The 17,114-nt window shown below is 69.8% G+C and carries 16 protein-coding genes; 7 read left to right on the top strand and 9 right to left on the bottom strand.

Features of this window, described 5'->3' with window-relative positions:
- Positions 1–6: 6 nt before the first annotated feature.
- Complete coding sequence (locus D7316_RS01015) at positions 7–750, top strand: FadR/GntR family transcriptional regulator (RefSeq protein ID WP_124706650.1); 744 nt, start codon at positions 7–9, stop codon at positions 748–750.
- A gap of 12 nt (positions 751–762) precedes the next feature.
- On the opposite strand, the gene D7316_RS01020 is transcribed toward D7316_RS01015, so the two are convergent.
- The 6 genes from D7316_RS01020 to D7316_RS01045 form a co-directional block, all read right to left on the bottom strand.
- On the bottom strand, positions 763–1,500 hold the full coding sequence (locus D7316_RS01020; RefSeq protein ID WP_124706651.1) for a DUF4191 domain-containing protein: 738 nt from the start codon (positions 1,498–1,500) through the stop codon (positions 763–765).
- 83 nt (positions 1,501–1,583) lie between these two features.
- The gene (gene lipA / locus D7316_RS01025; protein ID WP_124711021.1) at positions 1,584–2,630 is read right to left on the bottom strand and encodes a lipoyl synthase; all 1,047 of its coding nucleotides are present in this window, start codon (positions 2,628–2,630) and stop codon (positions 1,584–1,586) included.
- 23 nt (positions 2,631–2,653) lie between these two features.
- On the bottom strand, positions 2,654–3,376 hold the full coding sequence (gene lipB / locus D7316_RS01030) for a lipoyl(octanoyl) transferase LipB (protein ID WP_124706652.1): 723 nt from the start codon (positions 3,374–3,376) through the stop codon (positions 2,654–2,656).
- Positions 3,369–4,250, bottom strand: a complete 882-nt coding sequence (locus D7316_RS01035; protein ID WP_124706653.1) for a TIGR01777 family oxidoreductase — start codon at positions 4,248–4,250, stop codon at positions 3,369–3,371. Before D7316_RS01035 ends, lipB begins: the two co-directional genes overlap by 8 nt.
- Positions 4,251–4,256: 6 nt before the next feature.
- Positions 4,257–6,026, bottom strand: a complete 1,770-nt coding sequence (gene sucB / locus D7316_RS01040; protein WP_124706654.1) for a 2-oxoglutarate dehydrogenase, E2 component, dihydrolipoamide succinyltransferase — start codon at positions 6,024–6,026, stop codon at positions 4,257–4,259.
- Positions 6,027–6,217: 191 nt separating this feature from the next.
- A complete protein-coding gene (locus tag D7316_RS01045) occupies positions 6,218–7,768 on the bottom strand; it encodes a leucyl aminopeptidase (protein ID WP_124706655.1) in 1,551 nt (516 codons plus the stop codon).
- Positions 7,769–7,831: 63 nt separating this feature from the next.
- Between D7316_RS01045 and gcvT the strand changes: the two genes are divergently transcribed.
- Complete coding sequence (gene gcvT, locus D7316_RS01050) at positions 7,832–8,941, top strand: glycine cleavage system aminomethyltransferase GcvT (protein WP_124706656.1); 1,110 nt, start codon at positions 7,832–7,834, stop codon at positions 8,939–8,941.
- A gap of 64 nt (positions 8,942–9,005) precedes the next feature.
- Entirely contained in the window at positions 9,006–10,112 is a 1,107-nt protein-coding gene (locus D7316_RS01055) for a branched-chain amino acid aminotransferase (RefSeq protein ID WP_124706657.1), read from the top strand.
- A 32-nt stretch (positions 10,113–10,144) separates the two neighbouring features.
- Here the strand turns inward: D7316_RS01055 and D7316_RS01060 are convergent, their stop codons facing one another.
- From D7316_RS01060 to D7316_RS01070, 3 genes are read right to left on the bottom strand one after another with little or no spacing between them, the layout of a single operon-like run.
- The gene (locus tag D7316_RS01060; RefSeq protein WP_124706658.1) at positions 10,145–10,921 is read right to left on the bottom strand and encodes an adenosylcobinamide-GDP ribazoletransferase; all 777 of its coding nucleotides are present in this window, start codon (positions 10,919–10,921) and stop codon (positions 10,145–10,147) included.
- Positions 10,922–10,932: 11 nt separating this feature from the next.
- Positions 10,933–12,690, bottom strand: coding sequence for a nicotinate-nucleotide--dimethylbenzimidazole phosphoribosyltransferase (cobT, locus tag D7316_RS01065; protein WP_124706659.1), 1,758 nt, complete (start codon positions 12,688–12,690; stop codon positions 10,933–10,935).
- Between the two features lie 4 nt (positions 12,691–12,694).
- Positions 12,695–13,387, bottom strand: a complete 693-nt coding sequence (locus D7316_RS01070) for a DUF3043 domain-containing protein (RefSeq protein ID WP_124706660.1) — start codon at positions 13,385–13,387, stop codon at positions 12,695–12,697.
- Positions 13,388–13,496: 109 nt separating this feature from the next.
- Between D7316_RS01070 and D7316_RS01075 the strand changes: the two genes are divergently transcribed.
- From D7316_RS01075 to D7316_RS01090, 4 genes are all read left to right on the top strand, one after another.
- Positions 13,497–14,588 (top strand): glycerate kinase family protein, encoded by a 1,092-nt coding sequence (locus D7316_RS01075; RefSeq protein WP_124706661.1) that lies wholly within the window; start codon positions 13,497–13,499, stop codon positions 14,586–14,588.
- 6 nt (positions 14,589–14,594) lie between these two features.
- The gene (rarD, locus tag D7316_RS01080; protein ID WP_197718160.1) at positions 14,595–15,554 is read left to right on the top strand and encodes an EamA family transporter RarD; all 960 of its coding nucleotides are present in this window, start codon (positions 14,595–14,597) and stop codon (positions 15,552–15,554) included.
- 107 nt (positions 15,555–15,661) lie between these two features.
- Positions 15,662–16,021: a HesB/IscA family protein gene (locus D7316_RS01085; RefSeq protein ID WP_124706662.1), complete on the top strand. Its 360-nt coding sequence runs from the start codon at positions 15,662–15,664 to the stop codon at positions 16,019–16,021.
- Between the two features lie 118 nt (positions 16,022–16,139).
- Entirely contained in the window at positions 16,140–17,111 is a 972-nt protein-coding gene (locus D7316_RS01090) for a carbohydrate kinase family protein (protein WP_197718161.1), read from the top strand.
- Positions 17,112–17,114 lie beyond the last annotated feature (3 nt).

A 17,114-nucleotide genomic window follows, 5' to 3' on the forward strand; every position in this document is an offset into this window, starting at 1 on the left:
AGTCCGATGACCTCGGCCCACTCCGAACAGCTCGCCGACGCACTGCTGGCGCCGGTCCGTCCGGCGAATGCCTTCGAGGAGACGGTCGGCAGGCTGCTGCAGCTGATCCGGCTGGGGGTGTTCGGACCGGGCGAGTCGATCCCGCCGGAACGGGAGCTCGCGGTGCGACTGGGGGTCAGTCGCGACACGCTGCGGGAGGCGATCCGCGCCCTGGCCGACGCCGGATTCCTGGTGTCGCGGCGTGGCCGCTACGGCGGGACATTTCTCGCCGAGGTCCTGCCGGCGCCGGGCTCCGTCGATCACTCCGACCTGGCGGCCGAGGCGGAGCCGATCACCCGCGCCGAACTCGACGACGCCCTCCGGGTCCGGGAGATCCTCGAGGTCGGCGCTGCGCGCATGGCGGCAGGCCGGACGTTCTCGGCCGCCGAACGTGAATCCCTGTGGACCCGACTCACCGACATCCGCGTGGCCGTCGGCGACGATTACCGTCGGCTCGACTCCCGGCTGCACCTCGCGATCGCGGAGGCCGCCGGGGCGCCGTCCGTCGTCGCGCTGGTGGCCGACAACCGGATGCGGATCAACCGCCTGCTCGATCGCATTCCGCAGCTCGAGCGCAACATCGCGCACTCGGAGGAACAGCACGAGGCGATCGTCATCGCGATCCTCACCGGCAACGCCGATGCGGCCGCCGTCGCGATGCGCGCACATGTCGAGGGCACCGCGACGCTGTTGCACGGCTTCCTGGACTGAGCCGGCGTCAGATCAGCTGCGGCGGCGCGCGGTGCGTTGCATGCCCCGCACCTTGGCATTGCCCGGCAGTGGGCCCTTGGGCACCCCGGGTCCCGGGGCCTTGCCGCCGAGCGCGGCGAGCCTGCCCTCGAGGGCGTCGATCCGCTTGCCGTCGATGTTCTTGGGCAGCTTGTTGATGTGTCGCTCGAGCTTGCTCAGCGGAACCTGGCCGTCGTCGTTGCCGACGACGATCTCGTAGATCGGGGTGTCGCCGACAACGCGTGCGACCTTCTTCTTTTCTTGGGACAGAAGCGTTCTGACGCGGGTGGGCGACCCCTCGGCGACCAGGATCACGCCCGGTTTGCCGATCACCCGGTGCACGGCGTCGAGGTGGGCGTTGCCCGACACCGCCTGCTTGACGCGCCACTGGCCACGCATGTTGCCGAGGGCCCAACCCGCTGCGCCGGCCTGTCCCTCCGCCTTCGTGTAGACGGTGCGCTGCACCCGACGGCCGAACAGGATGAAGGCGGCGAGCAGGCCCAGCACGATACCCAGCGGCAGCAGCAGCCAGACCGAACCGAAGACGAAACCGAGCACGACGAAGACCGCGACGATGGCGACGAACAGGCCGACCATGTACGGGATGAGCCGCTTGTCTTCCTTGCGCTGCATCTGGAAGGCCTGCCACAGCTGCTGGCGCCTCTCCTTGGACGCCTGCCTCCGGGCCTTCTTTGCTGCGGCCTTCGCCTCTTTGTCTTGCGCCTTTGCCATGGTGCCCAGTTTACGTCGCAGGGTTGCGCGCCGGACGAGACGGTCGAACTCGATCCCGACCGGGGCCTTCGAGCGGGTGGCGCCTACTTGGCGAGGCGCGCGAGCAGGCTGGTCGCCTCTTGGCTGGCCGAACCCTCGTCGGCCAGGTGCGCCATGGCCGGCGCCAGTTCGCGACCGCGATGCGCCATCGCCTGCGCGTACAGGCGACCGGCACGATACGACGACCGCACCAGCGGTCCGGCCATCACGCCGGCGAAGCCGATCTCGGTGGCGAACTCGGAATGGTCGACGAACTCCTCCGGCTTGACCCACCGCTCCACCGGATGGTGCCGCGGCGACGGCCGCAGGTACTGGGTGATGGTCAGGATGTCGCAGCCCGCCTCGTGCAGGTCGACGATGGCCGACTGGACCTCTTCCGGGGTCTCACCCATGCCGAGGATCAGGTTGGACTTGGTCACCAGGCCGAAGTCGCGGGCCTGGGTGATCACGTCGAGCGATCGTTCATACCGGAACGCCGGACGGATGCTCTTGAAGATCCGCGGCACCGTCTCGAGATTGTGGGCGAGCACCTCCGGGCCGGCGTCGAACACCTCGGCCAGCAGGTCCGGCTTGGCGTGGAAGTCGGGGATGAGGTTCTCCACGCCGGTACCCGGGTTGAGGCGCTTGATGGCGCGCACGGTCTCGGCGTACAGCCAGGCGCCCTCGTCGGGCAGGTCGTCGCGGGCGACGCCGGTGATGGTCGAGTAGCGCAGGCCCATGGCCTGGACGCTCTCGGCGACCCGACGGGGTTCGTCACGGTCGAGTTCGGCCGGCTTACCGGTGTCGATCTGGCAGAAGTCGCACCGTCGCGTGCACTGTTCGCCGCCGATGAGGAATGTGGCCTCGCGGTCCTCCCAACATTCGTAGATGTTGGGGCAGCCGGCCTCCTCGCATACGGTGTGCAAGCCCTCGCGCTTCACCAGGCCTTTCAGCTCGGTGTACTCGGGGCCCATCGTGGCGCGCGTCTTGATCCAGTTCGGCTTGCGCTCGATGGGGGTCTGCGCGTTGCGCACCTCGAGGCGGAGCAGTTTGCGGCCACTCGGGGCGGTGTTCGGGGTGGTTCCGCCCGGGGTGGTGGCGGGAGAAGTGATCTCGTCAGAGGTTGGGGACACAGTCACCGCTCCGATCCTACGCTCGCGGTGATGAGCCCATCGGGTGCGTGGTGGTCGTCGTCGAGGGCCCGCTCGACGGCCGCGGCGATCGGATCGAGGACCGCGTCGACCGTGATCGGCCGCCCGACCTCGAGACTCAGCGAGGTCACACCGGCATCGGCGATACCGCACGGCACGATCGCCTCGAACGCCGCCATGTCGGGGTCGACGTTGAGGGCGAAGCCGTGCAGCGCGACACCCCGAGCCACCCGGATGCCGATCTGACCGAGTTTGCGTTCTCCGCTCCGGTTCGGCGCGCTGTCCCGGTCCGTGACCCACACACCCGACCGGCCCTCGACGCGGCCCGTGGCGACTCCCAGGTCGGCGCACACCGTGATCAGGGCCTCCTCGAGTCGCCGGACGTACTCGACGACGTCGAGCGGTTCGGCGAGTCGGACGATCGGGTAGCCGACGAGCTGACCCGGTCCGTGCCAGGTGATCCGGCCGCCGCGGTCGACGTCGATGACGGGTGAGCCGTCGGTGGGTCGGTCGGCTTCCTCGGTGCGTTTGCCCGCCGTGTAGGTCGACGGATGTTCGAGCAGCAGCAGAACGTCGTGGTCGAGGGCGCCGTCGGCCCGCTCGCCCGCGAGCCGATGCTGCAACTCGTAGGCGGACGTGTAGTCGACGACGCCGAGTCGCCGGACCTCGATCGGCGCGGTGGAGGCGCGGATGGATCGATCACGCATTGACGTATCCCAGCGCGTCGTCGATCCCCGGATGGTCGAAGGTGAATCCGTTGTCGGTGAGCACACCAGGTGCAACGCGCTGACTGAACAGAATCATTTCCTCCGCCATCTCGCCGCCGACGGCTTTCGCCGCGAACGCCGGCACCTTCAGGATCGTCGGGCGGTGCATCGCCCGTCCCATGGCGTCGGCGAACTCGCCGAACGGCAGCGCCCCCGGCGACGACAGATTCACCGGTCCGCTGATCGAGGACTCGAGCAGGAACGCGATCGCGCGTACCTCGTCGGGCAGGCTGATCCAGGAGAAGTACTGCTTGCCGTCGCCGATCGCGCCGCCGAGTCCAAGCCAGAACACCGGCCGCAACCGCGACAGCAGGCCGCCCTTGCGTGACAACACCGGTGCGGTGCGCAGCAACACGACCCGGGTCCCGCCGGCACCGGCCGTGGCCGCACGCTCCCAGTCGGTCACCAGCCCGGCGAGGAAACCTTCTCCGGCGGAGTCGGTTTCGGTCGCAACATCGGACCCGGTGTTGCCGTAGTAGCCGGTCGCCGAGGCGCTGATGAACGTCGGCACCCCGGCGCGGGTCACAGCGTCGGCGAGCACTTCGGTCGGGGTGATCCGCGAGTCCCGCAGTTCCTGCTTGAACCGGCCGGTCCAACGTTGGTTGGCGACGCCGACCCCGCCGAGCGAGATCACCGCGTCGACGCCTTCCAGGCTCTCGTCCGGAACCCCGAATGTCTCGGGGTCCCAGCTGAACTCGTCATCGGAAAGCGCCTCGCGGCGAACCAGGCGGACCACGGAGTGGCCCGCGTCCCGCAAGGCGGAGACCACCGCGGAGCCGATCAGCCCCTGCGAGCCGGCGACGGCTACCCGCATCGCGTCCTAGAGTCCGAGATCGGCGGCGAACGCGGCCTGCTCGAGGCGTTTCTTCACGGTGGTGAGGAATCGGCCCGCGTCCGCACCGTCGATCAGGCGGTGATCGTAGGTGAGCGGCAGGTACGACATCGACCGCACCGCGATCGACTCCGACCCGTCGTCACCGGAGATGACCACCGGGCGCTTGACGATGGCGCCGGTCCCGAGCATCGCCGCCTGTGGCGGCACCAGGATCGGGGTGTCGAACAGGGCACCCTGACTGCCGATGTTGGTGATGGTGAACGTGCCGCCGGCCAGCTCGTCGGGCTTGAGCTTGTTGGTCCGCGCACGGCCCGCGATGTCGGCGATGGCCCGGGCGAGCCCGGCGATCGACAGGTCGTCGGCGTTGTGGATCACCGGGGACAGCAGTCCCTGCTCGGTGTCGACGGCGATGCCGAGATGCACCTTGTCGTAGTAGGTGATCTCCTTCTTGTCCTCGTCGATCGACGCATTGACGTTCGGGTGCGCCTTGAGCGCCTCGACGACGGCCTTCGCGATGAACGGCAGGAAGGTGAGGTTCACACCCTCGGACGCCTTGAACGATTCCTTGGCCTGCTTGCGCAGCGTCACGATCTTGGTCATGTCGACCTCGAAGACCTGGGTGAGCTGTGCGCTGGTCTGCAGCGACTCGCGGGTCTTCTTGGCCGTGATCTGCCGGATCCGGTTGATCTTCTGCGTGGTTCCGCGCAACGCGGCCAGCTCGGGCTTGACCTCCGGCGACGCCGAGGCGGCAGGTGCCTGCGGAGTAGTGGGAGCTGATGCGGCGGGTGCGGGCGCCTCGGCAGGAGCCTTGGCGGCCTCGGCCGCGGCCAGCACATCCTGCTTGCGGATGCGGCCGCCGACGCCGGTGCCCTTGATGCTGTTCAGGTCGATGTCGTTCTCCGCGGCCAACTTTCGGACCAGCGGCGTGACATAGGGAGTCGACTCGACGGTCTTCGGTTCCGGCGCGGGTGCGCTCGCGGGCTTCGACTCCGCAGCGGCGGGTGCCGGTTCGGCCTTGGCGGGTTCCGGCTCGGGCTCGGGTTCCGGCTCCGGTTCGGGCTCGGACTTGGCCTCGGGCTCCGGTTCGGACTTCGCGGGTGCCGCATTCGCGTCACCGATGACGGCCAGCTTGCCGCCGACCTCGACGACGTCGTCTTCCTCGGCGACGATCTCCAGCAGGGTGCCGGCGACCGGTGACGGGATCTCGGTGTCGACCTTGTCGGTGGAGACCTCCAGCAGTGCCTCGTCCGCGGCGACCTCGTCGCCGACTGCCTTGAGCCAGTTGGTGACGGTGCCCTCGGTGACCGACTCGCCGAGCTCGGGCATCACCACGTCGGTGCCCTGCGCGGAGCCACCGCCCTTGGTCGATTCCGCCGACGGCTTCTCGGCCGGGGCCTCGGCTTCCGTGGACGGTGCCTCGTCGGCCTGTTCCGGCTCGCCGGCGTCGGTGGGCTCGTCGCCGCCCGCGGAAGCGGCCGAATCCTCGCCGCCACCGGACTCGGCCGGTGCCTCTTCACCGGCGTCGCCGATCAGGGCCAGCTCGCCGCCGACCTCGACCACATCGTCTTCCTGCGCGACGATCTTCGTCAGCACACCCGAAGTGGGGGCGGGGATCTCGGTGTCCACCTTGTCCGTGGACACTTCGAGCAACGGCTCGTCGGCCTCGACGGTGTCGCCCTCCTCCTTCAGCCACCGAGTGACTGTCCCTTCGGTGACACTTTCACCCAGGGCGGGCATCTGGACGGAGAAGGCCATCGTTGTTGACTCCTGAACTCGACGTGTGGTCACTAGGTCTGCGCGCCGCGGTGTGTGCGCCGTCGGTGCACGGAGACGGGCTGTGGCGGGTGAGCCGTCCGTCCCCGAATCACCCTACCCGGCTCGCGTCACACAGACGTGGTGTGCCCGGACATTTGATGCGTGCCTCACGCTCGGTCCGTCGGCGGCGCTCAGCCCTGCGCCGCGATGTCCTCGAGCACCCGGGCGATGGTCCGGACGGGGACGCCGGTGCCGCCCTTGGGGGTGTACCCCCACGGGCCGCCGGTGTTGAACGCCGGACCGGCGATGTCGATGTGCGCCCAGGCCACCGATGCGGGCACGAACTCCTTGAGGAACAGTCCCGCCGACAGCATCCCGCCGTTGCGGTGATTGGTCACGTTCGCCAGATCGGCGACCCGCGACTTGAGGTCGCCACGCAGCTCCGCGGGCAACGGCATCGCCCACGCGTTCTCGCCGACCTCACGGGACAGCGCCGCGACCCGATCACGGAAGTCGTCGGTGCCCATCACGCCCGGGGTGCGCGCCCCCAGCGCCACCATCTGCGCACCGGTCAGGGTGGCGGTGTCGATGAGGTAATCGGGTTCGTCCTCGCACGCGCGCACGATGGCGTCGGCGAGGATGAGACGTCCCTCGGCGTCGGTGTTGAGGACCTCGACGGTGATGCCGCCGTACTGGGTGAGCACGTCGCCGGGCCGCTGCGCGGTGCCCGACGGCATGTTCTCCGCCATCGGGACGGTCGCCGTGACCGACACGTCGAGGTCGAGTCGCGCGGCCAGGATGACGGCGCCGATGACGGCGGCCGCACCACCCATGTCCGACGTCATGTGATCCATGTTCGCGGCCGGCTTGATCGAGATGCCGCCGGTGTCGAACGTGATGCCCTTGCCGACCAGGGCCACCTTCTTGGCGTCCTTCTTGCCGGTGTGGGTCAGGCGCACCAGCCGGGGCAGTCGCGACGATCCCTTGCCGACACCGATGATGCCGCCGTATCCGGCCTTCTCGAGCGCCTGATCGTCGAGCACCTCGACCTTGAGGCCTGCCGCGCTGCCGAGATGGCGGGCCCGCTCGGCGAACTCCTCGGGATAGAGGTGACTCGGCGGCGTGTTCACGAAGTCGCGGGCGATCGCGACCGAGTCGGCCACCGCGACGGCATGTGCGAGATCGGCCTTGGCCGCCTTGCCCTTGTCCTCGACGAGCAGGGTCAGTCGGGCCACCGGTGCCTTCTTGGGTCGCGTCTTGTCGGACCGGAAGGTGTCGAATCGGTACGCGCCCAGGAAGAATCCCTCTGCGGTGGCACCGAGGTCCACCGACGACAGGGTCGTTGCGGCCTGCTCGAGGCCGTCGAGTTCACGCGCGGCGACGCCGGCGGCCTGACGCAGCTGATCGGCGTCGTCGAGGTTGTCCGCGGTGCCGAGTCCGACCGCGACCACCAGGTCGACGCCGAGACCGTCGGGCCCGGGCAGGCGGGTGATCTCACCGTGCGATCCGTTCGCGCCCAGTCGGCGGACCGCCGATGCGATCTGGTCGGCCTGCGCGTCGTCGAGGATTCCGTCCCCGATCGCCAGCGTCGGCTCGGTGGCCGTGGCTTCGCCGTCGGTGCCCTCGTCGCCGTTCTCGGCCTTGATCAGTCCGATCACCAGGGCTTTGTCGCCCTTCCCGAGGGTGGTCGCCAACTCCAGTTCCGGACCGCGCACGCGGTCGACAGTCTCGTTCTTGGTCACGGCACAACTCTGCCACAGCGTCGTGCGCCCTCGCCGGAATGCTTCCCAGTACCGTGGACGACCATGAGTGAACTCCTCGCCGGTCCGATCGCCGATCGCCATGTCGCACTCGGTGCGACCTTCGCCGAGTTCGGCGGTTGGGACATGCCCGTCTCGTACGCGGGTACCGTCGCCGAGCACACCGCGGTCCGCGAGGCGGTGGGCATCTTCGACGTGAGTCATCTGGGCAAGGCCCTCGTCTCGGGGCCGGGCGCGGCCGCGTTCGTGAACCGCACGCTGACCAACGACCTCGGCAAGATCGCGCCCGGAAAGGCGCAGTACACGTTGTGCTGCAACGATTCCGGTGGTGTCATCGACGACCTGATCACCTATCTGGTCGGCGACGACGAGGTGTTCCTGGTGCCGAACGCGGCCAACACTGCGACGGTCGTGTCCCGGTTGCAGGAGGTGGCGCCGGACGGGGTGACGGTGACCGACCAGCACCGGGAGTTCGCGGTGTTCGCCGTGCAGGGGCCCAAGGCGCCGGAGGCGCTCGCGGCGCTCGGCCTGCCGACGGAGATGGAATACATGGCGTTCGACGATGCCGAGGTGGCCACCGCCGCGGGTTCGTTGCCCGTCCGGGTCTGCCGCACCGGGTACACGGGGGAGCGGGGCTACGAGATCCTCCCGCGGTGGTCGGATGCCGGACCAGTTTTCGACGCGCTGCTCGAGGCGGTCACCGACCTCGGTGGGCAGGCGGCGGGACTCGGCGCGCGCGACACCCTGCGCACCGAGATGGGTTACGCGCTGCACGGTCATGAACTGAGCACCGACATCACCCCGGTCCAGGCCCGGACCGGCTGGGCGGTCGGTTGGCGCAAGCCCGAGTTCTTCGGCCGGGATGCGCTCGTCGCGGAGAAGGCCGACGGCCCGGCCCGCCGCCTGTACGGCCTGCGGGCCACCGGTCGCGGCGTGCCACGGGCCGACTGCGCGGTTCTCGCCGGACCCGGCGGTGCATCGATCGGCACCTGCACCTCCGGCACCTTCTCGCCGACGCTCAAGCAGGGCATCGCGCTCGCCCTGATCTCCACCGACGCGGGCGTCGCGGTGGGTGACGAGGTCGTGGTCGACGTGCGCGGGCGCGATCTGATCTGTGAGGTCGTCACACCGCCGTTCGTGCCGTCACACGTGTAGGACAGGTGTGGGAATCGCCTGACCGGGCGGAAACGGGTTTGCGGTCCGGCGGTACGATTGGCCAATGACCTTGCAGTTCACGCGTACCGAGCATCCCCACCCGGTGTCGGAGAATCGTCGTGCGGACATTCTCGCCGCACCCGGATTCGGCAAGTTCTTCACCGACAACATGGTGATGATCGACTACGACGCGGACCGGGGTTGGCACAACGCGCAGGTACGCCCGTACGGCCCCATCGCGCTGGACCCGTCGGCGATGGTGCTGCACTACGGCCAGGAGGTGTTCGAGGGCCTCAAGGCCTACCGGCAGCCGGACGGCTCGATCGCCGCGTTCCGGCCCGAGGCCAACGGGCTGCGCCTGCAGCGGTCCGCCGAGCGTCTCGCCATGCCGCCGCTGCCCGTCGACGACTTCATCGCCTCACTGCGGGTGCTGCTCGACGCCGACAACGAGTGGGTTCCCGCCGCCGGCGGAGAGGAAGCGCTCTATCTGCGGCCGTTCATGTTCGCCTCGCAGGCGGGCCTCGGCGTCAACGCCCCCTCCAACTCCTACATCTACTCCGTGATCGCCTCGCCCGCAGGCGCGTACTTCTCCGGCGGCATCAAGCCGGTCAGCGTCTGGCTGTCCACCGAGTACGTGCGGGCGGCGCCCGGCGGCACAGGCTTCGCCAAGTGCGGTGGCAATTACGCGGCCGCATTCCTGGCCCAGGCGCAGGCCACCCAGCACGGGTGCGATCAGGTCGTGTGGCTTGACGCGATCGAACGGCGCTACATCGAGGAGATGGGCGGGATGAACCTGTTCTTCGTCTTCGGGTCCGGCGCGGACGCGCGTCTGGTCACCCCCGAACTGAGCGGTTCGTTGCTACCGGGGATCACCCGGGAGTCGTTGCTGCAGTTGGCAACCGACGCCGGGTTCGCCGTCGAGGAACGTCGCATCAGCACCGAGGAACTCCGCAAGGGTGTCGCGTCGGGCGACATCACCGAGGTGTTCGCGTGCGGCACCGCCGCGGTGATCACGCCGGTCGGCCGGGTCAAGGGCGACACCGAGGACTATGTGATCGGCGACGGCACCGCCGGGGAGGTCACGCAGGCACTGCGCGACACCCTCACCGGTATCCAGCGCGGTACGTTCGCCGACACCCACGGATGGATGACAGAGCTCTACCGTCGCTGACCGGAGGTGACCGTCGGTGGTGACCGGTCCGCTCAGATGAGCAGGCCGATCACCGAGACCGTCACTCCCAGTTCGATTCCGGCGCCCAGGACGTCGCCGGTGAGGCCACCGATCCGGCGGGCGCAGTGCGCTGTGAACCACCACCCGGCACCGATCACGGCAGCGACCACGATCATGGCCTGGATCGCCTCGGGCACCGACAAACCGTCGGGACCCCAACCCACGGCGAGTGCGCCGAGCATCGCGACGGCGCCCCACACGACGATCGACGTGCGCTGGGAGTCGGCGACGAGTGCGCCGAAGCCCTCCGGATGTGCGGCCGGCAGCCCGCGCCGTGAGCCGATCACGGCGACGATACGGCCGAGTGCGACGGCGAAACCGATCTCGTACCAACGATGTCCGGCGGCCAGCGTGCCGAAGCCGATGGTCTGCACGATCATCACCGCGACCACCGTGGCCACCCCGAACGGCCCGGCGGGGCCACCACGCATCACCTCGGCCACCCGCTCGGGTGGTCCGTAGCAGCCGAGTCCGTCGGCGGTGTCGGACAGACCGTCGATGTGCATGCCACGCGTTCCCAGTGCGAGCGCGACGACCACCAGGATGCCGATCATCGCAGGCGGCAGGTCGGTCGGTGACAACACGGCGGCGAGTCCCGCCGCCATCGCCCCGAGGATCGCGCCGACCACCGGCACCGCGCTCATCACCGCGGCACCGACCTCACGGTCCATCGCCGCGCGCGGCTGGGGGAGCGGCATCACCGTCAGCCAGCTCAGCGCCACGTGGACAGCCCGGACCGGCGACGGCATCTGTCGGAGTCTCAGGTGGCCGCGGTGGTGACGACGCCCGCCGGCTCGGCGTCGCGGTCGGACACCCCGGCCTCGTCGAACGTGGCCATCGAGGTCAGGATGTCCACCGACGACGCCACGATGGGCAACGCGGCGAGCGCCCCGCTGCCCTCGCCCAGCCGCATCGACAGATCGAGCACCGGATCGAGGTCGAGGTGCTCGAGCGCGATGGTGTGGGCAGGCTCGACAGACCGGTGGCCGGCGAGCCACCAGCGCACGGCCCCCGGGGCGAGTTCGTTGGCCACCATCGCGGCGGCCGTGACGACCATGCCGTCGAGGATGACCGGCGTCCGCCGCACCGCCGCCTGCGCGAGGAACCCGGCGAGTGCGGTCAGGTCGGCGCCGGCCACGGCGGCGAGGAGGGAGAGCGGGTCGTGCACGTGCCGACGCGCCCGGCGCATGCCGTCGCGGATCGCGGCGGTCTTACGGATCCACCCGGCGTCGTCGATACCCGTTCCGCGACCGACGATCTCGACCGGCTCACGGCGGGTCAGCGCGCCGATCAGCACGGTCGCCGGCGTGGTGTTGCCGATACCCATCTCGCCGCCGATCAAGAGGTCGGCGCCGGAGTCGACCAACTGGTCGGCGATCGCCCGTCCGGCGGCGAGTGCCTCCCGTGCCTCGGCGAGCGTGAGTGCGTCGGTGACCCGCAGGTCCCCGCTGCCACGCCGGACCTTGTACCCGGAGATCTCGGGTGCGGTGTCGGCGTCGACCGACATGTCCACGACCCGGACCGTCGCACCCGCGCGGCGGGCGAGCACGTTGACCGCGGCGCCACCGGACGCGATGTTGGCGACCATCTGCGCCGTCACCTCCGGTGGGAAGGCCGACACACCTGATCGCGCCACGCCGTGGTCGCCGGCGAACACGACCACGGTCGGTGCGGTCAGCGGTCGCGGGGGACAGATGCCCTGGCACGACGACAGCCAGACGCCGATGTCCTCGAGCCGGCCCAGTGCGCCGGGTGGCTTGGTGAGGGTCAGCTGCCGCTCGCGTGCCGCCGAGGCGACGCCGAAGTCCGGCGGGACGATCGTGTCGAAGATCTCGGCGTCGGTCGGATCGACCGGGCCGTCGAAGGTTGCGGCCGGCGCGGATCCGGGTGCCGTCGGTGTCGGCGCCGGCGCCTCGGCCGCAACCGCGGCAGCGGCGGGGGCGGCAGCCGCCGTCGGGGCGGCGGCGCGGGTGGGCGGCGCCGGCAACTCGACGACCCGGCCGGCGACGATCAGCACCACGCGATCGCAGACCGCGGCGACGGCCTCGTTGAGCACGCCGAGCTCGTCCTGGAAGCGGCGGCCCGCCGGCGTCGGGGGCACGAGGGACAGGCCGACCTCGGGACTGATGATCACCAGGTCTCCGGTGACGTCGGCGATCGCACGGCACAGTCCGGACCGGACATCGTCGATGTCGACCGCGTCGTCGTCCCAGCCGCCGACGGCGTCGAGCTGCGCGGCGAGCCAGTTGCCGAGGTCGTCGACCAGCGTCGGCGTCTGGGGTTCGGCACGCAGCGCACCGGCGACGTCGATGGTCTCGACCGTGGTGTAACGGTCGTCGCGCCGGTCCCGGTGAGCGGCCACGCGGGCCACCCAGTCCGCGTCGGACGACCTCGTCGGGCCGGTGGCCACGTAGCGCACCCGCGCATGGTCGCGCAGCAACGATTCACCGTGCCCCGATTTACCCGACCGCACTCCGCCGAGGACGAGTGTGCGGGTGGGCTCCCCCCGCGATACCACCGGGTCAGACCTCGTCGCCCGGCGACACCTGTGGCTTGGGTGCGCGCATCATGCGCAGCTGCATGGCGCGGGTGAACGCGTACCAGCCCAACCGGAATCCGGTCTGCGACGGATCGACGTCGGGATAGCGCTCGCGCACCCGGCGGTTCACCAGGCGACCCAGCACGAATGCATCGATGGCCATGAAGAGCACGAACACCAGCAGCACGAAGTTGGCGTACACCGCCAGCTGCGGGACGAACATGACCACGATGAGCACGATCGCGAACGGCATGAAGAGCCCCGCGAAGTTGCGTCGCGAGTCGACGAGGTCACGGGTGAAGCGCTTCGCCGGGCCCTTGTCACGGGGCATGAGGTAGCGCTCGTCGCCGGCCATCATCTTCTCGCGCTGTTCGGTGCGCTGAGTACGTCGCTCGTCCGACGCCCGACGCTTGTCTTCCTTCGACAGCGTCGACTTCAGTTCCTTCTTGCGGGCGCGTGCCTCGGCACGGGTCGTCGGCGGCGGTGCCACCGGTCCGCGTCGTCGTCGTTCCGCCTCGCGCCGCGACGGGGTCGGGCGCCCCTTGCCGGGTGTCGCGGAGGGGCCCCTGGAGTCGCTGTTCGTGCTGGTGGACGCGTCGTCGTCGGCGGTGGTCGACACGTCGGTGTCAGTGCCCGCTGCGGCCGCGTCGTCGTCTGACTTCCATGGCAACTTCACACCCCCGAGCCTAGGCGATTCCGCGCTGCCGAGGTTCGCCGACCTCCCTATACTTCGTGCGCATGGCAACCAGACGAGCGCCCGGCGATCACCCGGTGACGAGGCCGACATGCGGGTGCTGATCGCGCCGGACTCGTTCGGCGACACGCTGTCGGCGGTCGCGGCGTCGGCGGCGATCGCGCGGGGCTGGTCGGCGGCGCGGCCCGGCGACGACATCCGGTCGGCGCCGCAGTCCGACGGCGGGCCCGGCTTCGTCGATGTGCTCGCCGCGCGGTTCGGCGAGGTGCGCACCGCGACGGTGTCCGGCCCGCTCGGTGCCGCGGTCACCGCGTCGTGGCTGTTCGACGGCCGGGGATCGTCGCCGGTGGCCTACATCGAATGCGCCCAGGCGTGCGGATTGCACCAACTCGGTGGCCGGCCGACGCCGCGCACCGCACTGGCCGCCGACACCACGGGCGTCGGTCAGCTCGTCGTCGAGGCTCTCGACGCGGGAGCCACCCGCGTCGTCGTCGGGCTCGGCGGTTCGGCGACCACCGACGGGGGCCGCGGGATGGTCGACGCCCTCGGCGGGCCGCAGGAGGCCATCCGCAGGCTCGCCGGGGTCGAGGTGGTGGCGGCCTCCGATGTGGAGAACCCGCTGCTCGGCCCCGTGGGTGCGGCGGCGGTGTTCGGCCCGCAGAAAGGTGCCGATCCGGCCACCGTTGACCGGCTCGAGGAGCGCATGACCCAGTGGGCACGTGTACTCGCGGGAATGGCCGGCCGGGATGTCTCGGGTGACGAGGGTGCCGGCGCGGCCGGTGGTCTCGGGGCCGCACTGCTGGCGCTCGGTGGTCACCGCGTGTCCGGCGCGACGGTCGTCGCCGAGGCCACGGACCGGGCCGGCGACGTCGGGTCGGCGGACCTGGTGATCACCGGGGAGGGCAGGTTCGACTCGCAGACGTTGCGCGGCAAGGTGGTCTCCGCGCTGACCGGCGCCGCGGCGGGCGCCGGGATCCCGACCGTGGTGTTCGCCGGTCAGGTCACGTTGCCGGCCGCGGAGATCGCCGCGGCCGGTATCGCAGGGGCATACGCGATCGTGGACATCGCGGGATCGGTCGAGGTCGCGATGGCCGATGCGGACAACCAGTTGGCGCGGTTGGCCCGCCATGTCGCAGACTCCTGGGGTGCAGACGACGAGAGCGACGGGGTACGTGGTGCGTGACGGTCGGTGACCGACCGTCCGACGAGAGCCCCGCGCAATACCCGGCTGGTCGGTGCGGGCTACGCGGTGGGTGCCTACCTGCTGTGGGGCTTCCTGCCGCTCTACTTCGTGCTGCTCGAGCCGACCGGCCCCTGGGAGGTCGTCGCCTGGCGCATCCTGCTCTCCCTGGTCTTCTACCTGATCCTGATCCCGGTCGTCGGCGGATGGCCGAGGCTGCGCACCGTCTTGTCCAACCGTCGGCTGGTGATGTGGACCGCGGTGGCGGGCCTGCTGATCTATCTCAACTGGCAGGTGTTCCTGATCGCGACGCTCACCGGGCACGTGATCGAGATGAGCCTCGGCTACTTCATCAATCCCATCGTCACCGTCCTGCTCGGCGTGGTCGTGCTCCGCGAACGGCTGCGGCCGATGCAGTGGACCGCGGTGGGTCTCGCCGTCGTGGCCACCCTGGTGATCGTCGTCGGTTACGGCGCGGTGCCGTGGCTGGCGCTCGGAGTCGCGTTCTCCTTCGGTCTCTACGGGCTGGTCAAGCGACACATCGGCCCGTCGGTGGACGTCACGAGCGGCCTCACGCTGGAATCACTGTGGCTCGCGCCACTGGCGATCGTGCAACTCGTCATCGTGGCGATGACGACCGGGCTCACCATGGGCACCGCCGGCGCCGGGCACGGTGTCCTGCTCGCCCTGGCCGGTGTCATCACGGCGGCACCGCTGATGTTGTTCGCCGCCGGCGCGCGCCGCGTGCCGCTCACGGTCCTGGGGATCGCGCAGTTCATCACGCCGATCATGCAGCTGGTCATCGGGGTCTGGGTGCTCGACGAGCCGATGCCCCCGGAACGGTGGATCGGGTTCGCCATCGTCTGGCTGGCACTCGGGGTCTTCACCCTGGACTCGGTCGTCGCCGCCCGCAGGCGCCGGGCGGAGCGCCGTGCCGTCCCACCGTCGCGCTCGGCTCGGCAGGAATAGACTCTGACGGGGTACCGTTGATGCAGACACGTGGCCTGATCGGCGTGCCGGTATTCCAGACCGGTCCGTCCCAGGAGGACCTCGAACCGAGACATACAGGAGTATCGATGACCGTTCAGAACGAATCCGGAACCACCACCACGACCGGTGTCCTTCTGACCGACGCGGCCGCCGGCAAGGCCAAGGCGCTGCTCGACCAGGAGGGCCGCGAGGACCTGTCGTTGCGGATCGCTGTTCAGCCCGGCGGTTGCGCAGGTCTGCGCTACCAGCTGTTCTTCGATGACCGCAGCCTCGACGGTGACCTCACCGACGACTTCGGTGGCGTGACCCTGGCCGTGGACCGGATGAGCGCACCCTACGTCGGCGGCGCGACCATCGACTTCGTGGACACCATCGAGAAGCAGGGTTTCACCATCGACAACCCGAACGCCACCGGCAGCTGCGCCTGCGGTGACTCGTTCAACTGATCGACCAGATCCTCCGACGCTGACCGCATCCCCGACCGGGGGTGCGGTCAGCGTCGTCTGCGGCCCGCAGTAGCGTGGACTGCTGTCCGACTCCGGCAGAACGAAGGGCGACCCGCACGTGGCAATCGTTGTCTGTGGCTCCATCGCAACCGACCATCTGATGACCTTCCCCGGGAAGTTCTCCGAGCAGTTGCTCGGCGATCAGCTCGAGCACATCTCGCTGAGCTTCCTCGTCGAGGATCTCGTCGTCCGTCGCGGCGGTGTCGGGGGCAACATCTGTTACGCGATGGGTGAACTCGGGGGCCGTCCGCTTCTCGTGGGCTCCGTCGGCCCGGATTTCCAGGATTACCGGCAGTGGCTCGAGGCCCACGGGGTCGATTGTGCCGCCGTCCGGATCTCCGAGACGCAGCAGACCGCGCGGTTCATGTGCACCACCGACCAGACGATGGCGCAGCTGGCCACGTTCTATGCGGGCGCGATGAGCGAGGCACGCGAGATCGCGCTGTCAGAGGTGTTCGCGCAGAACGGAACTCCCGAGTTGGTGCTCATCGGTGCGGACGATCCGGATGCGATGATCCGGCACACCGACGAGTGCCGGAAGGCCGGCGTCCCGTTCGCCGCCGACCCGTCGCAACAACTCGCACGGCTCGACGGCGAGCAGGCGCGCGCGCTGATCGACGGTGCCGCCTACCTGTTCACCAACGAATACGAGTGGGGACTGCTGCGGCAGAAGACCGGTTTGTCGGAAGCCCAGGTCGCCGAGATGGTGGGCGTCCGGGTCACCACTCTCGGCAAGGACGGTGTGGAGATCGTCGAGCGGGACGGCACCCGCACGGTGGTCCCGGTGGTCCCGGAGACCGAGAAAGTCGATCCGACCGGTGTCGGCGACGGATTCCGTGCCGGCTTCCTGACCGCCCTGGGCAAGGGTCTCGGGTTCGAGCGCGCCGCACAGGTGGGCTCGATGGTCGCCGTGCTCGTGCTCGAGACCGTCTCCACCCAGGACTGGACCTGGGATCGGGAGCTGTCGCTCAAGCGGATCGCGGACGCCTACGGCGACACCGCCGCGACCGACATCGCGACGTACCTCTGACGT

It is taken from the genome of Gordonia insulae (assembly GCF_003855095.1).
Lineage (GTDB): Bacteria > Actinomycetota > Actinomycetes > Mycobacteriales > Mycobacteriaceae > Gordonia > Gordonia insulae.

Coding starts and splice junctions, on each gene's coding strand:
- D7316_RS01015 (WP_124706650.1), top strand. CDS start 7: ATGACCTCGGCCCACTCCGAACAGCTCGCCGACGCACTGCTGGCGCCG.
- D7316_RS01020 (WP_124706651.1), bottom strand. CDS start 1,500: ATGGCAAAGGCGCAAGACAAAGAGGCGAAGGCCGCAGCAAAGAAGGCC.
- lipB (WP_124706652.1), bottom strand. CDS start 3,376: ATGCGTGATCGATCCATCCGCGCCTCCACCGCGCCGATCGAGGTCCGG.
- D7316_RS01035 (WP_124706653.1), bottom strand. CDS start 4,250: ATGCGGGTAGCCGTCGCCGGCTCGCAGGGGCTGATCGGCTCCGCGGTG.
- sucB (WP_124706654.1), bottom strand. CDS start 6,026: ATGGCCTTCTCCGTCCAGATGCCCGCCCTGGGTGAAAGTGTCACCGAA.
- gcvT (WP_124706656.1), top strand. CDS start 7,832: ATGAGTGAACTCCTCGCCGGTCCGATCGCCGATCGCCATGTCGCACTC.
- D7316_RS01055 (WP_124706657.1), top strand. CDS start 9,006: ATGACCTTGCAGTTCACGCGTACCGAGCATCCCCACCCGGTGTCGGAG.
- D7316_RS01060 (WP_124706658.1), bottom strand. CDS start 10,921: ATGCCGTCGCCGGTCCGGGCTGTCCACGTGGCGCTGAGCTGGCTGACG.
- D7316_RS01075 (WP_124706661.1), top strand. CDS start 13,497: ATGCGGGTGCTGATCGCGCCGGACTCGTTCGGCGACACGCTGTCGGCG.
- D7316_RS01085 (WP_124706662.1), top strand. CDS start 15,662: ATGACCGTTCAGAACGAATCCGGAACCACCACCACGACCGGTGTCCTT.